The following is a 22,144-nucleotide window of genomic DNA, read 5'->3' on the forward strand; positions in this document are numbered from 1 at the left end:
CACGGCCCTTCCCATGTGGGAGGGGCCGGCCCGATCAGAACAGGATCAGAGATTGTCCTCGACGCGGAAGCGTTCTGGGATCTGATCGCCTCCGTCGAGGATGAGGTCGGCCATGGTCTTGGCAACCATAGCGGAAATACCGAAGCCGATCTTGAAGCCGCCATTGGCAACGAACTGACCCTCGCGGCCGGGCCAGGGGCCGAGCATCGGAGCGCGGGTGCGGGAGCGGGGGCGCAGCCCGGCCCAGCGGTCGATGACCGGCGCGTCCGCGAGCGCCGGGCAAGCCAGCTTGGCGCGGGCGACGACCTCGTCGATCTGGGCATCGATGCTGAACGGGTCATCGTATTCGCGTTCGGTGGTCGAGCCGATGGCGAGGGTGCCGTCGTAATGCGGGATGCCGTGGGTCGACTCCGCGAGGTATTGCGGGGCGTCGGGGTTGTCGAGCTTCAGCAGCGCGGCCTGGCCCTTGATCGGCGCGCCAACCTTCTTGCCCAGATCCTCGCTGAGATCGGCGAGACCCGCCGCGCCGGTGGCCCAGAGAGTCCGGCCCTCATTCTCCGCCTCGCCGATGAGAATCTCGCCGCCGGCCGCCTCGAAAGCGGCGGCAAGCGCGGAGCCTGCCTGGCGGGGGTGTAGCCGGGCAGAGAGGGTCTCGTGGATGAGCCAGCCGGAGGGACTCGCGGGCGCCCAGTCGCCAAACTCTTCCGCGCGGACGACATTCCAGTCGGCCTTGCCCTGCCAGAGCGTCTTTGCCTCCTCGCCGCGCTCGCGGGCGCGGGTGAGACCTTCCTCGTCTAGGATCGGCTGCAGGCGCCCGGTGCGGGCATAGCCCGTTTCCATGCCGGAAGCGGCTGCGATATCGGCCCAGAAACTCTCCGCCCTGATCAGGGCTTCGAACTGGAACTGCTTCTTCGGGTTCCAGCGTTCGGGGACATGCGGAGCGAGCGCGCCCACGATCCCGCCCGAGCAGCCCGAGAAGACGCCTTTCGTGTCGATCACGCGTATTTTCGCGCCGCGTCGTTGCATTTCCCAGGCACAAGCCAATCCGAAGATGCCCGCGCCGCGCACTGTAACGTCTACCCTTGCCAAGGTTTTCCCTTTCGCCCATGGTCCGCGCGTTTTGAAGCGGGGTCTAGAACAGGTGGCGGGCGAGGACCAGAGCGACAAAGTGATCTGGCGCGACGGCGATGTGCCGGTCGCGACGCGCTTCGACGACCCTTATTACTCGCTCGAGAACGGGCTGGCGGAGACACGGCATGTCTTTCTCGCGGGCAATGACCTGCCGGGGCGGCTTTGTCCGGGCTTCTCCGTCGCGGAGCTTGGGGTCGGGACGGGGCTGAACCTGCTGGCATTGGCGCTGGAAGCCGAAGCGGCCGGGGTCACCGGAGTTAGCTATGTCGGGTTCGAGGCGTATCCGCTTGAACGCGCGGAGCTGGAGCGGGCCCTCGCCTCCTTCGAGGAAGTCTCCGGGCCGGCGCAGGATCTGTTGGCCCAATGGGACTCTGGTGCCTTTGTTGCGCAGGTCGGGCCGATCCAAGCGCAAATGATCGTCGGGGACGCGCGGGAAACGTTGGCGCGCTGGGGCGGTCTGGCGGATGCGTGGTTTCTTGACGGGTTCGCGCCGGCGAAGAATCCGGAACTCTGGGAGGCGGATCTCATGGCTGAGGTTGGTGCGCATACGGCGCCGGGCGGCAGTTTCGCGACTTATACGGCGGCGGGTGATGTGCGGCGCGCATTGGCTGCGGCGGGGTTCGAGGTCGAACGGTTGCCGGGCTTTGGGCGCAAGCGGCATATGAGCGTGGGACGCAAGCTGTGAGCGCAGGTCAGGACACGCGGCTGGGAATCCTGCTGATGATCGGCACCTGCGTTTTGTTCTCGCTGCAGGACGGGATCTCGCGCCACCTGGCGGGAGAATACAATGTCTTCATGGTGGTGATGATCCGCTACTGGTTCTTCGCGGCTTTCGTGATGACGGTTACGGTGCGCCAGGCTGGGAGCCTGCGCGCGGCGGCGGCGACGGCGCAACCGCACTTGCAGATAACACGCGGCGTGCTGTTGGCATTGGAGATCTGCGTCATGGTCACGGCCTTCGTGCTGCTGGGGCTGGTGGAAAGTCTCGCGATCTTCGCAAGCTATCCGCTGATCGTGGCGGCGCTTTCGGGGCCGATATTGGGCGAGCGGGTCGGTTGGCAGCGCTGGGGGGCGATCGGGATCGGGTTTGTCGGGATCCTCGTGATCCTCAAGCCGGGAGTTGGCGTGTTCTCTCCCTATGTGTTGATTGCCCTGACTGCGGCAACTCTCTTTGCGATCTACAGCCTCCTGACCCGGCGCGCCGCCCGGAAGGATGCCTCGGCGACCAGTTTCTTCTGGACCGGGACAGTCGGCGCAGTGGTGATGACCTGTATCGGGCTGTTTCACTGGCAGCCCATGATCCCGGCGGATTGGGGCTGGATGGCGCTGCTCTGCGTGACCGGTGCGAGCGGGCATTACCTTCTGATCCGTTGCTACGAGGTGGCGGAAGCGAGCGCGGTGCAGCCTTTCACCTATCTGCAGCTTGTTTTCGGCGCGATGATCGGGGTTCTGATCTACGGTGAAGTGCTGCAGCCGAATGTGCTGGCTGGGACGGCTATCGTGGTCTCTGCGGGGATTTTCACCCTTCTTCGGGAGAGGCGCGTTCGCTAGCGGGGGCTCCCGCCCGCGGCACGCGCGCTGACGCGCTTGCCCGCGGTTGGGGGTGGCCGCGCCTTGCGGCGCGGATCCGTGAATTTCGCTGCCTGTGGCGTCTTTCTTAACCGTTGCGCAGCAATTCCGTCATCGGAACATCGGGAAGCGTTCCATTGAGGCGGGCGCGGTAAACCATGATCGATTCCGTGACCCGCATGACGTAATTGCGCGTCTCGCGGAACGGGATCAGTTCGATCCAGTCGATCACGTCCACTGAGTCCCGTCGCGGGTCGCCACGGGCTTCGGACCAGTCGATCGAGCGCCCGGGCCCGGCATTGTAGCCAGCAGAGACGAGGACTGGCGCCGGTCCGAAACGGTCGATGAGGCCGGCGAGATAGGCACTCCCAAGGGTCACGTTGTACGCCGGATCGGCCGTCAGCCCGTCGCGGCTATAGGATAGGCCCAGTTTGCCTGAGACATCCTTGGCGGTCCCCGGCATGAGCTGCATCAGGCCACGCGCGCCGGCAGGGCTGACAACGACCGGGTCGAACTCGCTTTCGCGGCGGGCGATGGCGAGGGCCAGCTCTTTTGGCACCGGCAGGTCGCGTTCCATCAGCGGGCTGAGAGGGAAGTAGGCTGCCGGCAGGACGACGAGATTTCGCGCGGCTCGCTTGGCGATCATCAGCGCGACATGGGGTTGGTCGAGCTCCAGCATAAGCGCGGCGAGAGTGCCGGCCTGCTCCCGCTCCAGCGACTCAACCAAGTGGGTCAGGAAGCGTTCAGCGAGGTTCAACTCGCCGGCGTCGAGCAACAACAGCCCGGCGACGAGGTTGGAATTGCCGCGCAACGGGCTCTCGGCCAGCGGGGGGAAGGTCTCCGTTCCCGCAAGGGTCGGATCCATTGGCAGGCCGGCGGCTTCGGCGGCGAGCAGGCCGTAGAAGCTGGTCTGGTGCTGAGCGCCGCGCGTGTAGGCGACAAGGGCGGAGTCCGGATCTTCGGCAGCGGCGAAGGCGCGGCCCTGCCAGTAACCGGCGCGGCCGAGGCTGATGGGGGTGAAGACGGCGGCCTCGAAGCGGTCGAAATGCAGCAGGGCGAGTTCAGGATCGTCGAGATAGCGCAAGGCGATGAAGCCGGAGAGCCATTCGAGATCGGCAAAGGCCGAGCCTTCGACGAGGAAATGGTGGCTGGCGAGCGCGTAAGCTTCCTCCGGGCGCCCCTCGCGCAGGGCGCGGCGGGTATAGATCCGGCGCCAGTTGGACCATTTCTCCGGTCGCCCGAGCGCTTCGGGATTCGCTGAGCGGGTGACGAGCAGCGCGATGGCTTCCGAATGCCGCCCCTTGCGGGCGCGCCAGATGAAGCGCTCATAGGCGAGGCCGGGATGATCCTGAAGCGCTTCGGGGACGGCTTCGATACGGGTGTCCACGCCGGGCTCGCGCGCGGCAAGGGTCAGGCGCGCTTCCGCCAACTCGGCCCAGCCCTCGGGCGCGCGGGGGATGTTGCGCCGCGCGGCCGAACTCTGTCCGCGCCACAACAAGTCATCCAGCCGCGCGGCATGGTTTTCCTTCAGTACGCTGCCGAAGCGTTCGAGCAAGGCGGATTCGGTTTCGCCGGTCAGGGTCCGGGTCCGCCAGGCGAGCACGGCCGTTGCCTCCGCTTCGCCACGCTCGCCAAGCGCCAACCAGGCGTCGACGAGGCGCAGAACCCCGGTGCCGGTATTGGGAAGATCGCCTCCGAAATAGTCGACCACCTCCTGCGGCGCTGCATCCTCGGGGATCGAGCCCTCGCCGCGGGTGCGCAGCAGCGGCAGACCGGGCCAGTCCGAACGGCGCGCGAGGAAGTCGCGATAGGCGTCGAACTCGGCCTGGCCGCCTTTGCGCAGCCGGTGCCACTCGACGATGTCGCGCCCCTCGTCGCCGGCGGGCCGTGCGGCAACGCTCGCGGCACGCCAGTTCTCGACGCGCACCGCTTCCATGGCCTCGGCCAGCGCCCGACCCTGATCGGTCGGCGCGGCGAAAGCCATCAGTGGCAGACAGACAAGCAGAAGCAATCCAAGAAGGAAGCGCATGGGAGCGGGGCCTGTATCTTCGTTCAACGGGGAATCTTTCGGACCAGAGTAGCGGTGGGGCGCGTTGTGGCAACTCACAAACTTGGCAAGGCGGATTGCTGCCTATAGGGTCCGCCGCGATTCACAAGTGTGAATCGGCCCGGACCGGGCCAGAAGGCGCGCCCGATGGCGCGGGAAAAGGAGGATAACAATGTTCAGAGGCTCGATTCCCGCACTGGTAACGCCTTTCAAGAAACAGCAGGTCGATTACGAGGCCATCGATGCGCTGGTGGACTGGCATATCGGACAGGGGTCCAATGGGTTCGTCCCTGTCGGAACCACCGGCGAAAGCCCGACCCTGACCCATGCCGAGCATGGCGAAGTGGTCGCGCGGGTCGTGAAGGCGTCCGCGGGGCGGGTGCCGGTGATCGCCGGGGCAGGCTCCAACAACACCGCCGAGGGCATCGGGCTGATTCGGCACGCGGCGGAGGTCGGTGCCGATGCGGCGCTGGTTGTGACGCCCTATTACAACAAGCCGACCCAGTCCGGGCTCTACGAGCATTTCAAGGCCCTGCATGATTGCTGCGAGCTGCCGATCGTCATCTACAACATTCCCGGCCGCTCGGTCGTGGACATGTCGCCCGAGACGATGGGGCGTCTGGCCGACCTGCCGCGGATCATTGGCGTCAAGGACGCGACGGGCGACATCACACGGGTGAGCAAACAACGCGCGACCTGCGGCAAGGATTTTGTCCAGATTTCGGGCGAAGACGCTTCGGCGCTCGGGTTCAACGCCCATGGCGGTGTCGGCTGCATCTCGGTGACGGCGAATGTCGCGCCGAAGCTCTGCGCCGAATTCCAGGCGGCTACCCTTGCTGGCGATTATGCCAAGGCGCTGGACTACCAGGACCTGTTGATGCCGCTGCATACGGCAATCTTCCTGGAGCCGGGGCTGGCCGGGGCCAAATACGGGCTGTCCTTGCTGGGCAAGTGCTCGGACGAGGTCCGGCTGCCGTTGGTTGGTCTGACCGATGAGACCAAGGCGGCCATTCGCGCCGCGATGGAGCATGCCGGGGTGCTCTGATCCGTTTGGGCTGCCTGTTCCCTACGAGTGCATATCGAAAGAGGCCGGAGACGGCCTCTTTTTCGTTTTGAACCGGTTGCGGACGTTGGCAGGGAACTTCGATTGGCACCGAGCCGCGACGGTCCTGCCGATCACAATGAACGGCAGCACCGTCGCGCTCGACTCCCGTTGCATTAGACGTTCCGTCCTCTGCCCCGCTTGTTCCAGATGGACGCCACAATCCTGCCCTTGGGGAAGGGCACTCTCCCGTCAGTTCGAGACGTTGTTGCTGTGACTGGAGTTGCCCGTGATTTCCGCCATTTTCCGCCTTCCCTGGTATGGAAACCTGCTCTTCGCGGCGATCTTCGCCTTTGGCGCATACTGGATCCATGGCGAGGTTGAGCGGGAGGAAGCGGAGAAAGCGGTCGCTTTGAGCGTGGGGCCGCCACGCCCGGTGACGCTGGCCGATTTCGACCCGAAACGGGACACGCATCCGGCCGATGAAGTTCACCTGCTGGGGTGGATAAACCCGGATTACACCTACACGCTCGTGGAGGAGAAGAACGGGCGGGTTCAACGGGAACGCCTGATGTACGTCCTGTTTGACGGCAACCAGGATGCGGAGGCGCGCATGGCCCATGCCGCCATCATCCTGCCGCCCGCACAGAAGGGTGCGTTTGCTGCCTGGCTCAAGAAGGGCAATTCGCTCTCGCAGATCGCTGAAGACACGTTCGGCAGGGAACTGTCGCTTCCGGTCAGTCGTTTTAACGGCGCACGGGACCGAAGCCCGGATCTGGAAGAGCTTGCCCGCGATGCCTTTGACGAAGCCGGCCTGACGCGGGCGCCGAATTTCCTCTATATCGAGCCATGGATCGAGGGTCGCGCCGCGGCACTGGCGCCCGAGCCCGAGACGGCCGGACAGGTCGCATTGGTCCTCGGAACGGTTGCCGGGGTCTTTCTGGCGCTGGCCGTGACCAAATTGCTGATGCGGCGGGGCGGAAGATCGAACCGTGCAGAGCGTGTATCAGGTCAACCCGGCGCTGCTGCAAAACGTGGTGATCCGCAATTGCAGCGGATGCTGGATGCGAGCGAAAAGGAGCTCCAAAGGTTGCATAAACACAAGACCGCCCGTCCGTCCTTCGCGCAGTCCCGGATTCCGAGCCTCTTCGCGCTGGTATTCTTCCTCGGCTACTACCTCTACATGAGCAGCGGCGGCAGCGTCCCGCATTGGATGATGACAGGGGAGGTCCTTCTCCCGGCCTTCATCGCCTTGCTCGTGCCGCTCTATCTCGCCTATCGCTTCGGCTATCTCGATTGGTTGAACGGCAGGTCGGCTGGCAACGTGGTGCAGGAGGAGGCGACGCAACCCTTCCACAAGACGCTTCCTGCACGAATCCTGGGATATAGCTTCGTCCTGGCCTACCTGTTCATGCCGATGCTCCTGCCGGTCCTGCTGCTGATCTATGGCGGCGCCTATCTGCATAGCCGCTTCCGCCGGCCAAATGCGAAGGTTCGGGAAAATGTCGGGCGTTCCGTGGATTTGAACCGCTATTTCGGTTCGGGCAAAACGTTGGAGCCGGTTGATGACGCCAACAAGGGCTGGGAACCGGCCTCGGCGGCGCCGCACGCTCATGTGGTCGAGAACCCCTGGGGAGAACCCGGACCGGCCGCGCGTCGGTCGGTCCCGGCAAACGCCCACAATCCTGGGCCCGATCCGGCAACTGTGGCCAAGCCGTCCCAGCTGCGCGGAAAGATCGAGACGCCCTTCTCCGATGCGGTCCGGCGCAAGGCCAAGGAGGACCCCTTCGAGCGGCTGCGCCAGCGGTATCCGCATTTGCAGCCAAAAGGTCACTGACGGCTTTTGCCTCGCGCGCGGCACGGCTTCCCTTGGAACTTCCCGCCAATGCGCCTATGTACCGCTCCCATGGCCAAACCGAAGGACAATCCAAACTACAAGGTGATCGCCGAGAACCGGCGTGCCCGGTACGATTTTGCCATCGAGGACGATATCGAATGCGGAATCATCCTGACCGGGTCGGAGGTGAAAAGCCTGCGCACGACTTCGGCCAATATCGCCGAGAGCTATGCCTCTGTCGAGGAAGGCGAGCTGTGGTTGGTGAACTCCTATATCGCACCCTATGACCGGGCCATGTTCGGCCATGAGGAACGGCGGAGGCGCAAGCTTCTGGTTTCAAGGAAAGAGCTCTCGCGGCTTTGGAATGACACGCAGCGCAAGGGGATGACCCTGGTACCGCTGGTACTCTATTTCAACCACAAGGGCATCGCCAAGATTAAGATCGGCATCGCCAAGGGCAAGAAGACCCAGGACAAGCGGGCCACGGAGGCCAAGCGAGACTGGAATCGCCAGAAGCAACGACTCCTGCGCCACGGCGAGTAGGCAAGATCGCGCGCTGTAAAGGCAGGGCGCGTTCAGGGAAATCCAAAGATTGATATCGGGGATGATCGGGTTTTCTGAGAACCAGGGCGTCTGATCCGGGCGATCGGTGCGGGAGCGCGGACGAGGCGCGGGCGCGCCTGCGCAACAGGTCCCTTGCCGACACGCCTGAGGGTATCAGACGCGCCAGCTGCCCGACCTAAGCGATGCAGTCCCCGTCAGGAAGATTTCCGACGAAAGACTGCCAGGCCGCCGATACCAGTCAGCAACAATGCCAACCCAGCCGGAAGCGGAATAGCAGCCACTTCCATGACGTAAGCTGACTTTTGCGGGGACGCGGTTCCGACGATGCGGAAGTCATATGACCCAGCATTCGCGAAGAACGCTACGGACGGGGCCTCCGACGACAGAACGGTGCCGCTTACATCGAGGTCGCCAAAGGTAAAGAGCGCTTCAAACAGATCGCTCATTCCGGCTAGGGTGAAGGTAATCCAACTGTCAGAGGTCAGCGTGATTGACGCGGAATCCGACCATTTGCCGCTGATTGCCCCCGCCAGGGTGCCCGACCCCTCGAACGTGATCGAGTCATGGCCCTTGCTGCCAAGATCGAACCACGTGCTTTTGTAGAGATCACATTTGGCGAACGAACGCGAATACCCCCTGCTCTCGCAAAAGGTCTTACCGTCACCAATGTCAATTATTGCTGCTGAAGCGGGTATGGCTGCTGCGGACGCAGCCAGCGCTGTTGCCACCAAACGAGATTTGAACATAGAAGGCTCACTGTTAACGAAATACTAACCTTTTCGATGAGCGACTTCCTGGAATCTATCAAGTCAAATCGTGCTTCCGTCGCGGAAACAATCTCGGGGTACTGTTGTGATAAAAATGGTTAACGCTCTTTCCAAAAGTGGATGCGCGCCGTCTTGGGATTTTGCATTTACTAACAGATGCATACGCCTCACCGGGAAACGTCCCCGATGTGCCCGCATTTGTGAACCTCCCTTTGCGTCTGCCGAGCCATTCTCTGCGCCGTAGCAAGGCGTTTCAAAGTACTGGTCAGGGAAGACTTCCGCGAGTGAGAGATCGATCCAAAGGCATTGGCATTTGCCAATGGAACCGCGCGTGGGATGGCTCAGGGCCCGCCCACGCACGGCTTTGGATACAAGCGTCCGTCAGGCAGCTTTGCGGCGGCGCGAGACAACACCCAGTCCACCCAGGCCGACAAGGATCATCGGCAAGCTGGCGGGCAGGGGCACCGCAGCGACCTGCTGATAGATCACGTTGTCCATGTAGAGATTGTGGATCGAATCTCTATCAGGAACGCTGGCAAGCGCATAGCTGATGAGGTTCGCGCCAACATCCAGACCAAAGAAACCGGTAATCGGTCCATAGCCCGTTGGGCTGGTCAGGCTCGAATCGAGCAGGTTGTCGTCGGCGTCGAATACCTGAAACAGCACTGGCGCATAGTTGTAATGGCCGTCAAAGCCGATCGCAGATACCAGTTCTGCGAAATCCATCCGCAGGAACCCGCCTCCAGTGGAGCCACCGGTGGTATTGTTGGTGTAGGTCAACCCGCTTTGTGGTGCGACGTAGGCGGTGCTCACGTTTCCGTCCGAAAAAGAAACGAATCCGTTCCCGGCTGTCGTTGCATTCAGAGTTGCGTTGCTGAAATCATAGGTGACGGCGTCGGCGTCGAACGCATCGAGCGCGATGACTGCCGCTTCTGCGGATGATCCTGTAATTGCGACGGACAAACCCGCGGCGATCAAGGTGTATTGGATTTTTTTGAACATTTTCTTCCTAACATCGTGGCACATCCGGGACTGGCGTGGATGCACGGTTCCCGCTTTAATCGATGATGCTCCAATGCGGCGCATTTGAGGCAAATTTGGGCGAAAGTGCAGGCGTTGGATGCACTCGCAGCAAAAGGCCGTGCAACCTGCTGAATCGGTCCAGGGTTGCCCCATTGCGCCTGTCAGTGCAGCTTTTCTTGCGATGGGGTGGGTGGCGGACGCTCTTTACGAATTCGCCTGACGGCTCCCTGTCGAGGCCTTCGGAGCTGAGCTACCGATAGGTTCGCTCGGAGAGGTCCGTCTTTGCAATCATGTCCCGGCAGGCCGAAAGGAACGCGGTTTCCGGGGCGGAGAATCGGCGGTTCGGATTGCTCAACAGGTAGATATTGATCAGCGGGAGATCGTCATGGGGGGGCAATTGGCGCAGTCGACCGTATTCGACATCATATTGCGCGACATGCAGCGGCAAGGCACCGACGCCGATATCGGCCACGATCATCCGCCGCAACTCGTGCAGGTTCGAGGAAACACCGCTCCAGCCGGTCTCGATCCCGGCGCGGGCACGCAGGCGGGCTACGGGGTCAAGCGGACCATCCTCGGTTTCTGTCTGGAAGGAGACGGAAGGTTCGCCCCTAAGATCCTCCGGCGTGATTTCCTCGGCGCCAAACAGCTTGTGGCGCGGGCCGCAGAACAGGCCGAAATACTCTCGGTAGAGAATCGTGACGTCGAGATCCGGCGGGATTTCCGGAAGCAGGCAAATTCCCAAACTGGCGCGATTTTGACTGATGCGGCCACAAATTTCATCGCTCTCCGCGACGGTGAAGGAATAGGTCACGTTCGGGTGCTGCTGCGCGAAGGCGTGGAGCACGTCGTCGAGATGGGGCGAGATGACGTGACTGGCGATGGAAATCGAGATATGGCCGCGCAGGATCTCGCCATCGACCTCGAGCAGCGAAGGCAGTTGCGAGACCGTGCCGAAGATCGAGCAGCACTCTGTATAGAGCATCCGCCCGGCCCGTGTGACCCTGAATTCATGCGGTTTTCGCACAATCAGCACCTTGCCGGTGGTCTCCTCGAGCCGTTTCAGCGCGGCTGAAACAGTCGGCTGCTTGAGGCCAAGAAAATCGGCTGCGCGGGAGATGCCGCGTTGCTCGACAACCACCATGAAGGTCCGCAGCAGATTCCAGTCGAGCTGCCAGGGAAAGCGTTGCTCATAGGGCTTCATGATAGATCTCATCTATGCTGATAATTTAGAATATTTATTTGCTCGATATTGAGGCGCGTGCAAGCGTTTTGGTCAAGGCGGAGGAAACCGTCGTCCCACCACTGGCCCCGCGCCCCTGGGGGGAACTGCTGCCAACAGATCCAACAGGAGAGACAGATGACCAAGCGCAGAACCGTTTTGACCCTCGCCGCTGCGGCCGGCACGCTTGCCCTTGCCGGCATCACCGCCACGACACCCGCTATCGCCGAAGAACTGGGGGCGCTGAAGGAGAAGGGCACGATCCGGATCGCCATGTCAGGCGCCTACCCGCCCTTCAACTTCGTCAATGACAAGAACGAGGTTGTCGGTTTCGATCCGGCCATCGGCACCGAGATCGCCAAGCGGATGGGGCTGGAGACCGAGATTGTCACCACCGCCTGGGACGGCATCATCGGCGGGCTTCTGGCCAACAAGTATGACGCCATTGTCGGCTCGATGACGATCACCGAGGAGCGCGACGAGGTGGTCGATTTCGTCGGTCCCTATTACACCACCAAGCGGGCGATCTTCACCAAGCCGGGTTCCGAATTCACCTCCGTCAGCCAGCTTGGCGACGCCAAGGTCGGCGTGACCCTTGGCGAGACGCATGAGGAATGGGCCAGCGCGCAGGGGTATGACATCAACACCTACAAGGGCCTGCCCGAGCTGCTACTGGAGTTGGAGAATGGCCGCGTCGACGTGATCGTCAACGACTCCATCGCCGCGATCCTGGCGATGACCGAGAAGGGGCAGGAATTCGCCATCATCGAGGACCTGGAGACCGAGGCCTTCGGCGCCGGCATCGCGATCCGCGAAGGCAACCCCGAGCTGGCCGCGGCCATGCAGGAAGCGCTCGACGCGATGATGGATGACGGCACCTATGTCGAGATCGCCGAAAAGTGGATCGGCGCCGATATCCGCTGATCCAAACGGCCCGCCGGCGCCTGCTGGCGGGCCACCACTCCGAGACGCGAGGCCGGGATGAGCGCCGAATACGGCAAGCAGACATGGGAAGAGATACGCGACGCGGACAAGGATCGCGTCGTGATTCTCAATGTCTCGGCCACGGAAGATCACGGGCCGCATATGCCACTCGACACCGATACCGTGCTGGGCATGGCGGTCGCGAATGGCGTCGCCGGGCTGGCCCCGGAGGAGGTTTTCGTGATGCCGGCGGTTCCATATGGCTTCAACGAGCATCACAAGGATTTCCCGGGCGTGATCTGGATCCAGCCCGAGACCCTGCTCGCCTTTGTCACCGACATCACAAAATCGCTCGCTCATCACGGCTTTCGCCGAATCCTGCTGCTCAACTCGCATGGCTCCAACCACCCGGTGCTGGATCTCGCCGCGCGCAAGACGGTGATCGAGACCGGCGTGATCTGTGTCTCGGCCTCCTACTGGAACCTCTGCGCCGATCGGATCAACGCCCATCGCAAATCCGAGATCGGCGGTATCGCCCATGCGGGCGAGTTCGAAGCGGCCATGTATGCCCATCTCCACCCGGAGTTGGTGCATCTCGAAAAAGCGACGGAGCAGAACCTGCACGACCCCGACAGCCGTTTCTTCAACCTCGACCTTGCGCGCGGCGGCGGCAAGGCGATGCTGATGCGCTGGTGGTCCGAGGTCTCGCCCGATGGCACGATGGGCGACCCGACCGTGGCGGACCCGGAGACCGGCGCCAAATTCCTGCAAGCCGCCATCGAGGAGACGCTGGCATTGGTGCGCGAGATCCGCGCCCTGCCCATCCTCGACCGCACAGATCATCACTAGGGGGCACGGATGCTGGATCTCGACCTCATGCTGCGGATCTATCCGTTCTTTCTTCAGGCCGCCTGGGTGACGATCCAGTTGTCGATCCTGACGACGATCCTCGGTTTGATCTGCGGCTCGCTCGGGGCGGCGGCGCGGCTGTCGCGCCACGGCTATCTGCGCATGATCGGCGCGACCTATGTGAGCCTGTTTCGCGGCACCCCGGCGCTGATCCAGCTCTTCCTGCTCTATTTCGGCGGACCGCAGGTCGGCATCCAGCTTGACGCGTTCGAGGCTGGCGTGATCGGGCTCGGCGTCAATATCGGCGCCTATATGACCGAGACCATGCGCGGCTCCATCATCGCCATCGACAAGGGCCAGGCCGAGGCCGCGCGCACGCTCGGGCTGTCGAGCTACCAGGCTTTTCGCAACGTCGTGCTGCCGCAGGCGCTGCGGCTGATGATCCGCCCGCTCGGCGTCAATATCAACGCGCTGATCAAGGGCACGGCGCTGGTCGCCGCGATCTCCGTCGTGGAGCTGACCTATACCGCGCAGCGCTATATCGGCTCGACCTACAAGCCCTTCGAGATGTTCCTGCTCTCGGGGCTGCTCTACATGGTCATCATCTACGTGGTGGGCAAGGGCATCTCCTATCTCGACCGGAAGGTGCGCCTGACATGACCCCGATCCCGCTGAAAGGAGCCCGCCATGGGGCTTGATTTCTCCGTTGTTCCCGGCTGGATGGACACGATCCTGCTCGGCGTGGTCTGGACCATCGCCATCACCGTTTCCGCCGCGGCCCTGAGCTTCGTCGGGGGCATCCTGCTCGCCGTGATCGCGCTCTACGCACCCTGGATCATTCGCCAGCCCTTCCGCCTCTTCGCCTGGCTCTTCATGGGCACGCCGCTGCTGCTGCAGCTCTTCCTGATCTATTTCGGCCTGATCCAGATCGGCATCGACCTGCCGGCCTTCGTCGCCGGGGTCGTGGGGCTGGGGCTGCATTTCGCGGTCTACAATTCCGAGCTGATCCAGACCGCGATCATCGCCGTGGATCAAGGCCAGATGGAAGCCGCCCGCACGCTCGGCCTCTCGCGCACCCAGGCGCTGCGCAAGGTCGTCGTCCCGCAAGCCGTGCGCGACGTGATCCCGCCCATCGGCAACAACATGATCGCTCTTTTGAAAGATTCCGCGCTGGTCTCGGTGATCGGCGTCACGGAGCTGACGCTCTCGGCCCAGCTCGCCATCGGCCGCACCTACCGGCCCTTCGAATTCTACCTCGTGGCCGCCGTCTGCTACTACGTCATCAATCTCGGGATGGAAGCCGTCCTGCGCCGCATCGAGCGCCGCATCGCGCTCTCCCGCTAACCCTGCGAGGCCCGCATGTCCGACACGCCGCATTTTGTCGAAGTTCGCAACGCCCGGAAATCCTATGGCTATATCGAGGTGTTGAAAGACATCAGCCTCTCCGTGGATCGCGGCCAGATCGTCGCCATCATCGGCCCCTCCGGCTCCGGCAAGTCGACGCTCCTGCGCGCCATCAACGACCTTGATCCGCTCACAGGCGGCGAGGTGTTTCTTGAGGGTGTGCAGGTCAACAAGACCCTGTCGCATCGGCAATATGAGAAACATATCAACGAGATGCGCGAGCATATCGGGATGGTGTTCCAGCATTTCAACCTCTTCCCGCATCTGACCGTGCGGGAAAACGTGACCATGGCGCCGAAGCTGCTGAAGGGCATCTCCAAGGCTGAGGCCGACACTCTGGCCGAGGAACAGCTCGCCCATGTCGGGTTGCTCGACCGCATCGACTATTACCCCTCGCGCCTCTCCGGCGGGCAGAAACAACGCTGCGCCATTGCCCGCGCGCTGGCGATGAAGCCCAAGCTGATGCTTTTCGACGAGGCCACTTCGGCGCTGGACCCGGAGCTGGTCGAAGAGGTGAACCTGGTGATGAAGAAGCTCGCCGAGGAGCATATGACCATGATCATCGTCACCCATGAGATGGATTTCGCGGCCTCGGTCTGCGATCGGGTGCTGTTCATGGATCAGGGCTACGTGGTCGAGGAAGGCCCGCCCGAGGTGGTCTTCAGGAACCCGAAAGAAGCCCGCACCCGCGAATTCCTGCGCAAACATCTCGGAGACGCGACGTGACCGACGCCCCCTCCCATCTCTTCTACCAGTCCCGGACCCCGCGCCCCTTCCTTGACCATGGTGAGGGGATCTATCTCTTCGACGAGACCGGCAAGCGCTATATCGACGGCTCTTCGGGGGCGATGGTCTCCAATATCGGCCATTCCAACCCGCGCGTGCTCGCCGCGATGAAGGCCCAGATGGACCGCGCGACCTTCGGCTACCGGCTGCATTTTCGCACTGAAGCCTCCGAAGCGCTGGCAACGAAAACCGTCTCGATGATGCCCGAGGGGCTGGACCGGGTCTTCTTCGTCTCCGGCGGCTCGGAGGCCGTCGAAAGTGCGATGAAGCTCGCCCGGCAATATGCGATCACCCAAGGGCAACAGAGCCGCTGGAAGGTGATCTCGCGCTTTCCATCCTATCACGGCTGCACGCTTGGGGCGCTGGACCTGACCGGCTATGACCCGCTTGCCCGCCCCTTCGATCCGATGATGCGCGGCATGCCGAAAGTGCCGGCGCCCGCGACCTATCTCGACCGGGACAACCTCTCCGAAGAGCAGCGCGGGCTGAAATACGCCGAGATGCTGCGCGACAAGATCCTCGCCGAGGGGCCGGAAACTGTGCTGGCCTTCATCATGGAGCCTGTTGGTGGCGCGTCCACCGGCGCGCTGGTCGCCCCGGACAGCTACTATGGTCGTGTTCGCGAGATCTGCGACGAGTTCGGCATCCTGCTGATCTATGACGAGGTGATGACCGGCGCCGGGCGGACGGGCCGCTTTCTCGCTGCCGAGCACTGGGGCATCACGCCCGATATCGTCGCGCTCTCCAAGGGCTTCGGCGCGGGCTATGCGCCGCTCGGCGCCATGGTCGCGCCCGCGCGGCTGGTCGATCCGATCCTCGATGCGGGCGGCTTCCTGCATGGCTTCACCTATGCCGGAAACCCGCTGGCCTGTTCCGCCGGGCTAGCCGTTCTGGAAGAGATCCAGACGCAGGGGCTTATCGCCAATGCAGCCGCCATGGGCGCGGTCGTGATGGACAGGCTCACCGGCCTGATGGAGCGCTATCCCTTCATCGGCGATGTGCGCGGCAAGGGGCTGCTGACCGCTTTCGAATTTGTCTCCGACCGCGAGACGATGGAACCGCTCCCGGTAGAGCTGAACGCCCATAACCGGCTGGTCGAACTGGCCTATGAGCGCGGGTTGATTACCTATTCGCGGCGCACGCGCGGCGGGGTTGCGGGTGATCACTTCCTGATCGCCCCGCCGCTGATCATCACCGAGCGCCAGATCGGTGAGATGATGGAGATCCTGACCGACAGTCTCGACGCCTTCGCCGCCGAGGCCGGGCTTGAGACGGGAGTGGCCGCATGACAATCCGCAGCGCCACAGCCACCGATGCCGAGGCCATCACCGGGATGCTGCGCCGGCTGGCCGAAGAAACCGGCGACGGCGCGCGTTTCGCCTCTACGCCCGAAGCGATCCGAACCCATGGCTTCGCGGACGCCCCGCTCTTCGAGACGTTGCTCGCGGAACGGCAGGGCACCGCTGCCGGCATGGCCCTGTTCTTCCCCCATTTCTCGACGACGCTCGGCGCCCCGGGCGTCTATGTGCAGGATCTCTGGGTTGCGCCCGAGGCGCGCGGCATCGGCATCGGCGCCGCCCTTCTCGCCGCCGTGGCCCGCCGCGCGACAATCGAATGGGGCGCAGCCTATCTGGCCCTCAGTCGCCACGTCCACAATGACGGCGCCGCCGCCTTCTACGCCCGGCTCGGCTTCGCAACCCAGAACGATCTCATGCACATGTACCTGGCCGGCGATGGCTTCTCTCAGCTTGCCACGCCCCCGACCGCCGAGGCCGCCCCATGAAGCTCCCTGACAAGACCACAACGCTCGAAGCGGCCGTCGCCCGGATTCCTCACGGTGCCACCGTGATGCTGGGCGGGTTTGGTGTCCCCGGTACGCCATTCACGCTGATCCAGGAGCTCCTCCGGCAGGGCCAGCGCGGGCTGACGCTGATCAAGAACGATGCCAACGAGACCGGCATGGGCGTCGATCATCTGCTTGCCGCCGGGCAGGTGGCACGGCTGATCACCACCCATATCGGCCTCAACGCCCACGCGATCGAACTGATGAACAGCGGCAGGATCGACGTCGAGTTCTGCGCCCAGGGCATTCTCGCGGAACGCATCCGCGCTGGCGGGGCGGGGCTTGGCGCGATCCTCACGGATATCGCTGCCGAGACGGAACTGGCCGCCCACAAGCAACGCGTCGAGATCGATGGCAAAAGCCTTGTCGTGGAGACCGCCCTGCGCGCCGATGTGGCGCTGATCCACGCAAACAGTACGGATCCGTTCGGCAATCTCGACTACGTGGCCACGGCGCGCAATTTCAACCCGCTGATGGCCATGGCCGCCGAGCGGGTGATCGTCGAAGCCGAGCGCCTGCTTCCCTTCGGCACGCTGGCCGCCGATGACGTCCACACGCCCGGTCCCTTTGTCGATCACGTGGTCGAACTGGGCGCGCTCAGCGAGGAATATGCCATTGTCCGACGCTAGACAGAGGATGGTGGCCCGCGCCGCCGCCGAGATCACCCCCGGCATGGTGGTCAATCTCGGCATCGGGTTGCCGACAAAGGTCGTGAACCATCTGGACGCCGATTTCCCGGTCTGCCTGCATACCGAAAACGGCCTCTCGGGGATCGGACCGACCCTGTCGCCGGAGCAGGCCGACCGGAACCTGATCGACGCGGGCGGCGCCTATGTCTCGACCTTGCCCGGCTCGGCCTTTTTCGACAGCGCGGTGAGCTTCGCGCTCGTGCGCTCGGGCCGGCTGGACCTGACCATGCTGGGCGCCTTCGAGGTCTCGCAAGCGGGCGACCTTGCGAATTGGAAGATCCCCGGAAAGTTCTCGCCCGGTGCAGGCGGCGGCATCGAGCTGGCGCAGAAGGCGCGCCGGGTTGTCGTGCTGACCACCCAGACAGACCGCGCTGGCAATCCCAAACTCAAGGCGGAGTGCACCCTTCCGATCACGGCGCGCGGCTGCGTTGCCCGGATCTTCACCGACATGGCCGTCATCGACGTAACCCCCGAGGGGTTTGCCCTGTGCGAGCGCGCCGAGGGCGTCGCTGCGGCCGAGATCGCCGAGGCGACCGGCGCCCCGCTGGCCCTTCCCGCTGGCGATATTCCGACATTCTGAGGAGGCCCGGATGGATCCGACCCTGCAAACCCGCCTGCTCGATGCCGTCGATGCGGGCTTTGATACCCAGACGGCGTTTCTCGCCGAACTGGTCGCCCATCCCTCCACGCGCGGCAAGGAGCAAAGCGCGCAGGATTTCATGGCCAGCGAGCTTTATGCGCGCGGATACGAGCTCGACCGCTGGCAAATCGATATCGACGAGATCAAGAGTTTGCCCGGTTTTTCGCCCGTGCTCGCCCCCTATGAGGATGCGGTAAATGTCGTGGGCAGCCATCGCAGCCGTTCGAAAATGGGCCGCTCGTTGATTCTCAACGGCCATATCGACGTGGTGCCCGAAGGCCCGCTCGACATGTGGGACAGCCCGCCCTTCGTTCCGCGCATCGCCGATGGCTGGATGTATGGGCGCGGCGCGGGAGACATGAAGGCGGGGCTGGCCTCGAATCTCTTCGCGCTGGACGCGCTGCGCGCCTGTGGGTTGCAGCCAGCGGCGGATGTCTTCTTCCAATCCGTGGTCGAGGAGGAATGCACCGGCAATGGCGCGCTGGCCTGTCTCGCGCGCGGCTACAAGGCCGATGCCGCACTGATCCCGGAGCCCTTTGCCGAGAGCCTTGTCACGGCCCAACTCGGGGTGATCTGGTTTCAGGTCCATCTCAAGGGGCTGCCGACCCATGTTGCCTATGCCGGCTCAGGTTCCAACGCCATTGAGGCCGCCATCCCGCTCATCGCCGCGTTGCACGAGATGGAGACGCGTTGGAACCTGCCCGATCAGCGCCCCGCCGACTACGCCCATATGGACCACGCGCTGAACCTCAATATCGGCAAGATCCAAGGGGGCGACTGGACCAGCTCCGTGCCGGCCTGGTGCGTCTTTGACGTGCGCATGGCGATCTTTCCGGGCCAGAGCATCAAGGCCGCGAAGGCGGAGATCGAGGCGGTTCTGCTGGACGCGGCGCGCGAAAACGCTTTTCTGAAGAATGCCTTGCCGGAGATCGTCTATCACGGCTTCCATGCCGAGGGTTACGCGCTCTCGGTCGACCAAAGCGCTTGCGCCGCGCAAGCCGTCGGTGCGCTCGACGCCGCCCATGGCGCGGTGACGGGCGAGACGCTCGACCGCGCGGCGATCACCGCGACCACGGATGCGCGCTTCTTCGGCCTCTATGCCGACACCCCGGCGCTCGTCTACGGCCCCCGCGCCGAGGCGATACACGGCTTCAACGAGCGCGTGGAGCTGGAAAGTATGCGCCGGGTCACCAAGGCCACGGCGCTGTTCATCGCCGACTGGTGCGGCGTCGAAGAAACCTGATCGGACATCCCATGCGCGAAGCTGTCATCGTCTCCACCGCCCGCACACCGCTCGGCAAATCCTACCGTGGCGCTTTCAACAACCTGGAAGGGCCGAGCCTTGCGGCCCATGCCGTGCGCGCCGCTGTCTCTCGCGCCGGGCTGGAGGGCGGCGAGATCGAGGATATCGCCTTCGGATCGGCGCTCACGCAGGGCTCCACCGGCGTGAATGTCGCCCGCCATATCGCCCTGGCCTCCGGCCTGCCGGACACAGTTGCCGGCGTCACGTTGGACCGGCAATGCGCCTCCGGGCTCAATGCGCTGGCGGCGGCGTGCTACATGGTTTCTGGCGAAGGCGTCGATGTGGCGCTGGCGGGGGGGCTGGAGAGCATTTCGCTGGTTCAGGAGAGCCACTGGAACGCCCATCGCTATCGCGATCCGGCGGTGCGAGACGGGTACTACATGTCGATGTTGGAGACTGCCGAGCGGGTGGCCGAACGCTACGGTGTGAGCCGCGCAGCACAGGATGCCTATGCGCTGGAAAGCCAGCTCCGCACCGCGCAGGCTCAGGGGGCGGGGCTCTTTGCCGATGAGATCGTACCGGTCGAGGCGGTGAAGGTCGTCACTGACAAGGAGACCGGCGAGACGCACGCGGAAACCGTGCGGCTGGAGGCAGATGAGTGCAACCGGCCCGGGACCACCGCCGAAGGGTTGGCCAAGCTCAAGCCCGTGCTGGGCGAGGGCAAGACGGTAACCGCTGGCAATGCCAGCCAGCTCTCCGATGGCGCGGCGGCGCTGGTGGTCATGTCGGCGACCGAGGCGGCCCGGCGCGGGCTGGTCCCTCTTGGCGCGCTGCGTGGTTTCGCCGTGGCCGGCGTTGCTCCGGAGGAGATGGGCATCGGCCCTGTTGTGGCGGTCCCGCGCTTGTTGGAGCGGGCCGGCTTGCGTGCCGACGAGATCGACCTCTGGGAGATCAACGAGGCCTTCGCCGCCCAGCTCCTGCCTTGCCGCGACCAGTTGGAGATCCCGACCGAGCGGCTCAATGTGAATGGCGGAGCGATCTCCATCGGCCATCCCTACGGCATGTCGGGCGCGCGCATGGCGGGACATCTGCTTCTGGAGGGACGGCGCCGCGCCGCGCGGTGGGGGGTGGTCTCGATGTGTGTCGGCGGCGGGCAAGGTGCGGCCGGCCTGGTCGAGTTCCTTTGAAACCCTTCCCTGTCGGGCTCGCAGAATCAACGCCTGGAGGGCAGCGGTCGGTGCACGATCCCGGCTTCGAAACGTCAATGCCGACCATGACCCAAGAGATCTGGTCATCGACCTGAATTGCGCATGTCTCGTGGGGGCTGGCTCTCAGTTGGAGCCGAAAACAGAGAGGGCCGCCGACGATCATGAGTGTCGTTGGCGGCCCGATATCTGTGTGGCAAAGCCTGTCAGGAGGACCGGCGACGCATCGCAGCCAGACCGCCGAGGCCGGTCAGCAACAAGACCAAACCAGCCGGGAGCGGAACGGCAGCCACCTGAAGGGTGTAGGATGAGCTTTGACGGGTGATGCTGTCGGTCGGATCGGTCGCGTTTATGCCGAACAGGTACGTACCCGCGGCAGCGGCGAATGTTACGGTCGAGGCTGCAGCCGACAGGGCGGTGCCGCTGATATCCAGATCGCCGAAGGAGAACAGCGCATCAAAACCCGCGGTCGGATCGATCAGGGAGAATGTAACGATGCTGTCAGAGATCAGCGTAACCGTTGCAAAATCGGGGTACTTGGACGGGTTTGTTCCGGCAGCATCGGCCACGTAGCCAGTCAGCATGCCTGCCCCTTCGAACGTAATGTCGTCTGGTCTGGCGACGCTGTTCGAGAGATCGAAAGAGTTGCTGATTTTGGCGTCACAATCGGCTGCCGCAAACGAACCGCGCTTCACGTTCTGGTTCAGGCTCTCGCAAAATGTCTGGCCATCACTGATCGAAATCGTGGCCGCAGAAACGGGAATAGCTGCAGCAAATGCCAATGCTGTTGCCGCCAGAAGAGAACGCATCATACCAAGTCCATCTGGTTTATTTTGTCTTAACAGAAACCGGTTAACGTCTTGTTTGGACTAGGGTCAAGTCAAACTCGGCGGCATCTTTTTATCGCCACAATGATTGCCCCTGAGCGTCACAAAGTGAGCGCCTCTCACCATTTTCTGGTCGAAATTGGCCCTTGCCTTGGAAACAATTGTGGGGCGTTGTTGCCGAATTCCACGCGAATGCTTTGGTTCGAAAACGGATTTGCCGAAACCCCGGTCATTGATTCGATAGAGGGTGGATGATGCGCTCCACCGGGGCGTTTGTGACAGCAGGATCACTCAAGTCAGGTCATTCTTTCAGACCCTGGGGCCTCGACGCCCGGTGCGCGACGCGCGGCCCGGCCGGACTGGTTCGGGGTCTGCGTGCGGTGCTGCGATGCCAGTGGCCAGAGCTCAGTCGAGCCGAACCGCCGGGTTGGACGAGGCGTTGGTCACCGGTGGATCGAACCGGTCCGTGGCGAAATGGGCCGCAGTCCCGATGATCACGATGGACAGGCAGGCAAGCAGGAAGGATCGCATG

23 protein-coding genes are annotated in these 22,144 nt (G+C 63.5%); 16 read left to right on the top strand and 7 right to left on the bottom strand.

Translation table 11 applies throughout. The features are described from left to right. Window positions 1-45 precede the first annotated feature (45 nt). Window positions 46-1,068, bottom strand: coding sequence for an FAD-binding oxidoreductase (locus tag R3X27_RS19525; RefSeq protein WP_317710614.1), 1,023 nt, complete (start codon window positions 1,066-1,068; stop codon window positions 46-48). Between the two features lie 100 nt (window positions 1,069-1,168). Between R3X27_RS19525 and mnmD the strand changes: the two genes are divergently transcribed. Together mnmD and R3X27_RS19535 are read left to right on the top strand one after the other, a co-directional pair. Continuing rightward, complete coding sequence (mnmD, locus tag R3X27_RS19530; RefSeq protein WP_317710566.1) at window positions 1,169-1,816, top strand: tRNA (5-methylaminomethyl-2-thiouridine)(34)-methyltransferase MnmD; 648 nt, start codon at window positions 1,169-1,171, stop codon at window positions 1,814-1,816. After that, a complete protein-coding gene (locus R3X27_RS19535) occupies window positions 1,813-2,682 on the top strand; it encodes a DMT family transporter (RefSeq protein ID WP_317710567.1) in 870 nt (289 codons plus the stop codon). The genes mnmD and R3X27_RS19535 overlap by 4 nt, the downstream gene beginning before the upstream one ends. A 106-nt stretch (window positions 2,683-2,788) precedes the next feature. On the opposite strand, the gene R3X27_RS19540 is transcribed toward R3X27_RS19535, so the two are convergent. Next, the gene (locus R3X27_RS19540) at window positions 2,789-4,729 is read right to left on the bottom strand and encodes a lytic transglycosylase domain-containing protein (protein ID WP_317710568.1); all 1,941 of its coding nucleotides are present in this window, start codon (window positions 4,727-4,729) and stop codon (window positions 2,789-2,791) included. 190 nt (window positions 4,730-4,919) lie between these two features. Between R3X27_RS19540 and dapA the strand changes: the two genes are divergently transcribed. The 3 genes from dapA (at window position 4,920) to smpB (ending at window position 8,169) form a co-directional block, all read left to right on the top strand. Further along, window positions 4,920-5,792 (top strand): 4-hydroxy-tetrahydrodipicolinate synthase, encoded by an 873-nt coding sequence (gene dapA, locus R3X27_RS19545; protein ID WP_317710569.1) that lies wholly within the window; start codon window positions 4,920-4,922, stop codon window positions 5,790-5,792. A gap of 286 nt (window positions 5,793-6,078) precedes the next feature. Beyond that, a complete protein-coding gene (locus tag R3X27_RS19550) occupies window positions 6,079-7,626 on the top strand; it encodes a hypothetical protein (protein WP_317710570.1) in 1,548 nt (515 codons plus the stop codon). 69 nt (window positions 7,627-7,695) lie between these two features. Beyond that, complete coding sequence (smpB, locus tag R3X27_RS19555) at window positions 7,696-8,169, top strand: SsrA-binding protein SmpB (RefSeq protein ID WP_317710571.1); 474 nt, start codon at window positions 7,696-7,698, stop codon at window positions 8,167-8,169. Window positions 8,170-8,384: 215 nt separating this feature from the next. On the opposite strand, the gene R3X27_RS19560 is transcribed toward smpB, so the two are convergent. From R3X27_RS19560 to R3X27_RS19570, 3 genes are all read right to left on the bottom strand, one after another. Beyond that, window positions 8,385-8,936: a VPLPA-CTERM sorting domain-containing protein gene (locus R3X27_RS19560; protein ID WP_317710572.1), complete on the bottom strand. Its 552-nt coding sequence runs from the start codon at window positions 8,934-8,936 to the stop codon at window positions 8,385-8,387. 402 nt (window positions 8,937-9,338) lie between these two features. Then, complete coding sequence (locus R3X27_RS19565) at window positions 9,339-9,959, bottom strand: VPLPA-CTERM sorting domain-containing protein (RefSeq protein WP_317710573.1); 621 nt, start codon at window positions 9,957-9,959, stop codon at window positions 9,339-9,341. Between the two features lie 271 nt (window positions 9,960-10,230). After that, on the bottom strand, window positions 10,231-11,184 hold the full coding sequence (locus tag R3X27_RS19570) for a LysR family transcriptional regulator (RefSeq protein WP_317710574.1): 954 nt from the start codon (window positions 11,182-11,184) through the stop codon (window positions 10,231-10,233). A gap of 156 nt (window positions 11,185-11,340) precedes the next feature. On the opposite strand from R3X27_RS19570, the gene R3X27_RS19575 reads away from it, so the two are divergent. The 11 genes from R3X27_RS19575 to R3X27_RS19625 are packed head-to-tail and all read left to right on the top strand — an operon-like array spanning window position 11,341 to window position 20,767. After that, window positions 11,341-12,126 carry a transporter substrate-binding domain-containing protein gene (locus R3X27_RS19575; protein WP_317710575.1) on the top strand — a complete coding sequence of 262 codons (786 nt, stop codon included), beginning with the start codon at window positions 11,341-11,343 and terminating at the stop codon, window positions 12,124-12,126. A gap of 57 nt (window positions 12,127-12,183) precedes the next feature. Further along, window positions 12,184-12,975, top strand: a complete 792-nt coding sequence (locus R3X27_RS19580) for a creatininase family protein (protein ID WP_317710576.1) — start codon at window positions 12,184-12,186, stop codon at window positions 12,973-12,975. A 9-nt stretch (window positions 12,976-12,984) separates the two neighbouring features. Continuing rightward, window positions 12,985-13,635: an amino acid ABC transporter permease gene (locus R3X27_RS19585; RefSeq protein ID WP_317710577.1), complete on the top strand. Its 651-nt coding sequence runs from the start codon at window positions 12,985-12,987 to the stop codon at window positions 13,633-13,635. 27 nt (window positions 13,636-13,662) lie between these two features. After that, the gene (locus R3X27_RS19590) at window positions 13,663-14,319 is read left to right on the top strand and encodes an amino acid ABC transporter permease (RefSeq protein WP_317710578.1); all 657 of its coding nucleotides are present in this window, start codon (window positions 13,663-13,665) and stop codon (window positions 14,317-14,319) included. A gap of 15 nt (window positions 14,320-14,334) precedes the next feature. Continuing rightward, window positions 14,335-15,105, top strand: a complete 771-nt coding sequence (locus R3X27_RS19595) for an amino acid ABC transporter ATP-binding protein (protein WP_317710579.1) — start codon at window positions 14,335-14,337, stop codon at window positions 15,103-15,105. Beyond that, complete coding sequence (locus tag R3X27_RS19600) at window positions 15,102-16,454, top strand: aspartate aminotransferase family protein (protein WP_317710580.1); 1,353 nt, start codon at window positions 15,102-15,104, stop codon at window positions 16,452-16,454. The genes R3X27_RS19595 and R3X27_RS19600 overlap by 4 nt, the downstream gene beginning before the upstream one ends. After that, window positions 16,451-16,948, top strand: a complete 498-nt coding sequence (locus tag R3X27_RS19605; RefSeq protein WP_317710581.1) for a GNAT family N-acetyltransferase — start codon at window positions 16,451-16,453, stop codon at window positions 16,946-16,948. The genes R3X27_RS19600 and R3X27_RS19605 overlap by 4 nt, the downstream gene beginning before the upstream one ends. Continuing rightward, complete coding sequence (locus R3X27_RS19610; protein ID WP_317710582.1) at window positions 16,945-17,637, top strand: CoA transferase subunit A; 693 nt, start codon at window positions 16,945-16,947, stop codon at window positions 17,635-17,637. Before R3X27_RS19605 ends, R3X27_RS19610 begins: the two co-directional genes overlap by 4 nt. Next, on the top strand, window positions 17,624-18,277 hold the full coding sequence (locus R3X27_RS19615) for a 3-oxoacid CoA-transferase subunit B (protein WP_411572516.1): 654 nt from the start codon (window positions 17,624-17,626) through the stop codon (window positions 18,275-18,277). The genes R3X27_RS19610 and R3X27_RS19615 overlap by 14 nt, the downstream gene beginning before the upstream one ends. 10 nt (window positions 18,278-18,287) lie before the next feature. Continuing rightward, window positions 18,288-19,580 (top strand): ArgE/DapE family deacylase, encoded by a 1,293-nt coding sequence (locus R3X27_RS19620; RefSeq protein ID WP_317710584.1) that lies wholly within the window; start codon window positions 18,288-18,290, stop codon window positions 19,578-19,580. An 11-nt stretch (window positions 19,581-19,591) separates the two neighbouring features. After that, complete coding sequence (locus tag R3X27_RS19625; RefSeq protein ID WP_317710585.1) at window positions 19,592-20,767, top strand: acetyl-CoA C-acyltransferase; 1,176 nt, start codon at window positions 19,592-19,594, stop codon at window positions 20,765-20,767. Window positions 20,768-20,991: 224 nt separating this feature from the next. On the opposite strand, the gene R3X27_RS19630 is transcribed toward R3X27_RS19625, so the two are convergent. Together R3X27_RS19630 and R3X27_RS19635 are read right to left on the bottom strand one after the other, a co-directional pair. Beyond that, window positions 20,992-21,597, bottom strand: a complete 606-nt coding sequence (locus R3X27_RS19630; protein ID WP_317710586.1) for a VPLPA-CTERM sorting domain-containing protein — start codon at window positions 21,595-21,597, stop codon at window positions 20,992-20,994. A gap of 420 nt (window positions 21,598-22,017) precedes the next feature. Continuing rightward, window positions 22,018-22,143: a hypothetical protein gene (locus R3X27_RS19635; protein WP_317710587.1), complete on the bottom strand. Its 126-nt coding sequence runs from the start codon at window positions 22,141-22,143 to the stop codon at window positions 22,018-22,020. Between the last annotated feature and the right edge of the window lies 1 nt (window position 22,144).

It is taken from the genome of Tropicimonas sp. TH_r6, assembly GCF_033101155.1.
GTDB lineage: Bacteria > Pseudomonadota > Alphaproteobacteria > Rhodobacterales > Rhodobacteraceae > Tropicimonas.

Excerpts from the sequence above, each read along its gene's own strand:
- R3X27_RS19540 (WP_317710568.1), bottom strand. The coding sequence starts at position 4,729 with ATGCGCTTCCTTCTTGGATTGCTTCTGCTTGTCTGTCTGCCACTGATG.
- dapA (WP_317710569.1), top strand. The coding sequence starts at position 4,920 with ATGTTCAGAGGCTCGATTCCCGCACTGGTAACGCCTTTCAAGAAACAG.
- smpB (WP_317710571.1), top strand. The coding sequence starts at position 7,696 with ATGGCCAAACCGAAGGACAATCCAAACTACAAGGTGATCGCCGAGAAC.
- R3X27_RS19560 (WP_317710572.1), bottom strand. The coding sequence starts at position 8,936 with ATGTTCAAATCTCGTTTGGTGGCAACAGCGCTGGCTGCGTCCGCAGCA.
- R3X27_RS19565 (WP_317710573.1), bottom strand. The coding sequence starts at position 9,959 with ATGTTCAAAAAAATCCAATACACCTTGATCGCCGCGGGTTTGTCCGTC.
- R3X27_RS19570 (WP_317710574.1), bottom strand. The coding sequence starts at position 11,184 with ATGAAGCCCTATGAGCAACGCTTTCCCTGGCAGCTCGACTGGAATCTG.
- R3X27_RS19575 (WP_317710575.1), top strand. The coding sequence starts at position 11,341 with ATGACCAAGCGCAGAACCGTTTTGACCCTCGCCGCTGCGGCCGGCACG.
- R3X27_RS19580 (WP_317710576.1), top strand. The coding sequence starts at position 12,184 with ATGAGCGCCGAATACGGCAAGCAGACATGGGAAGAGATACGCGACGCG.
- R3X27_RS19585 (WP_317710577.1), top strand. The coding sequence starts at position 12,985 with ATGCTGGATCTCGACCTCATGCTGCGGATCTATCCGTTCTTTCTTCAG.
- R3X27_RS19590 (WP_317710578.1), top strand. The coding sequence starts at position 13,663 with ATGGGGCTTGATTTCTCCGTTGTTCCCGGCTGGATGGACACGATCCTG.
- R3X27_RS19595 (WP_317710579.1), top strand. The coding sequence starts at position 14,335 with ATGTCCGACACGCCGCATTTTGTCGAAGTTCGCAACGCCCGGAAATCC.
- R3X27_RS19605 (WP_317710581.1), top strand. The coding sequence starts at position 16,451 with ATGACAATCCGCAGCGCCACAGCCACCGATGCCGAGGCCATCACCGGG.
- R3X27_RS19610 (WP_317710582.1), top strand. The coding sequence starts at position 16,945 with ATGAAGCTCCCTGACAAGACCACAACGCTCGAAGCGGCCGTCGCCCGG.
- R3X27_RS19620 (WP_317710584.1), top strand. The coding sequence starts at position 18,288 with ATGGATCCGACCCTGCAAACCCGCCTGCTCGATGCCGTCGATGCGGGC.
- R3X27_RS19625 (WP_317710585.1), top strand. The coding sequence starts at position 19,592 with ATGCGCGAAGCTGTCATCGTCTCCACCGCCCGCACACCGCTCGGCAAA.
- R3X27_RS19630 (WP_317710586.1), bottom strand. The coding sequence starts at position 21,597 with ATGATGCGTTCTCTTCTGGCGGCAACAGCATTGGCATTTGCTGCAGCT.
- R3X27_RS19635 (WP_317710587.1), bottom strand. The coding sequence starts at position 22,143 with ATGCGATCCTTCCTGCTTGCCTGCCTGTCCATCGTGATCATCGGGACT.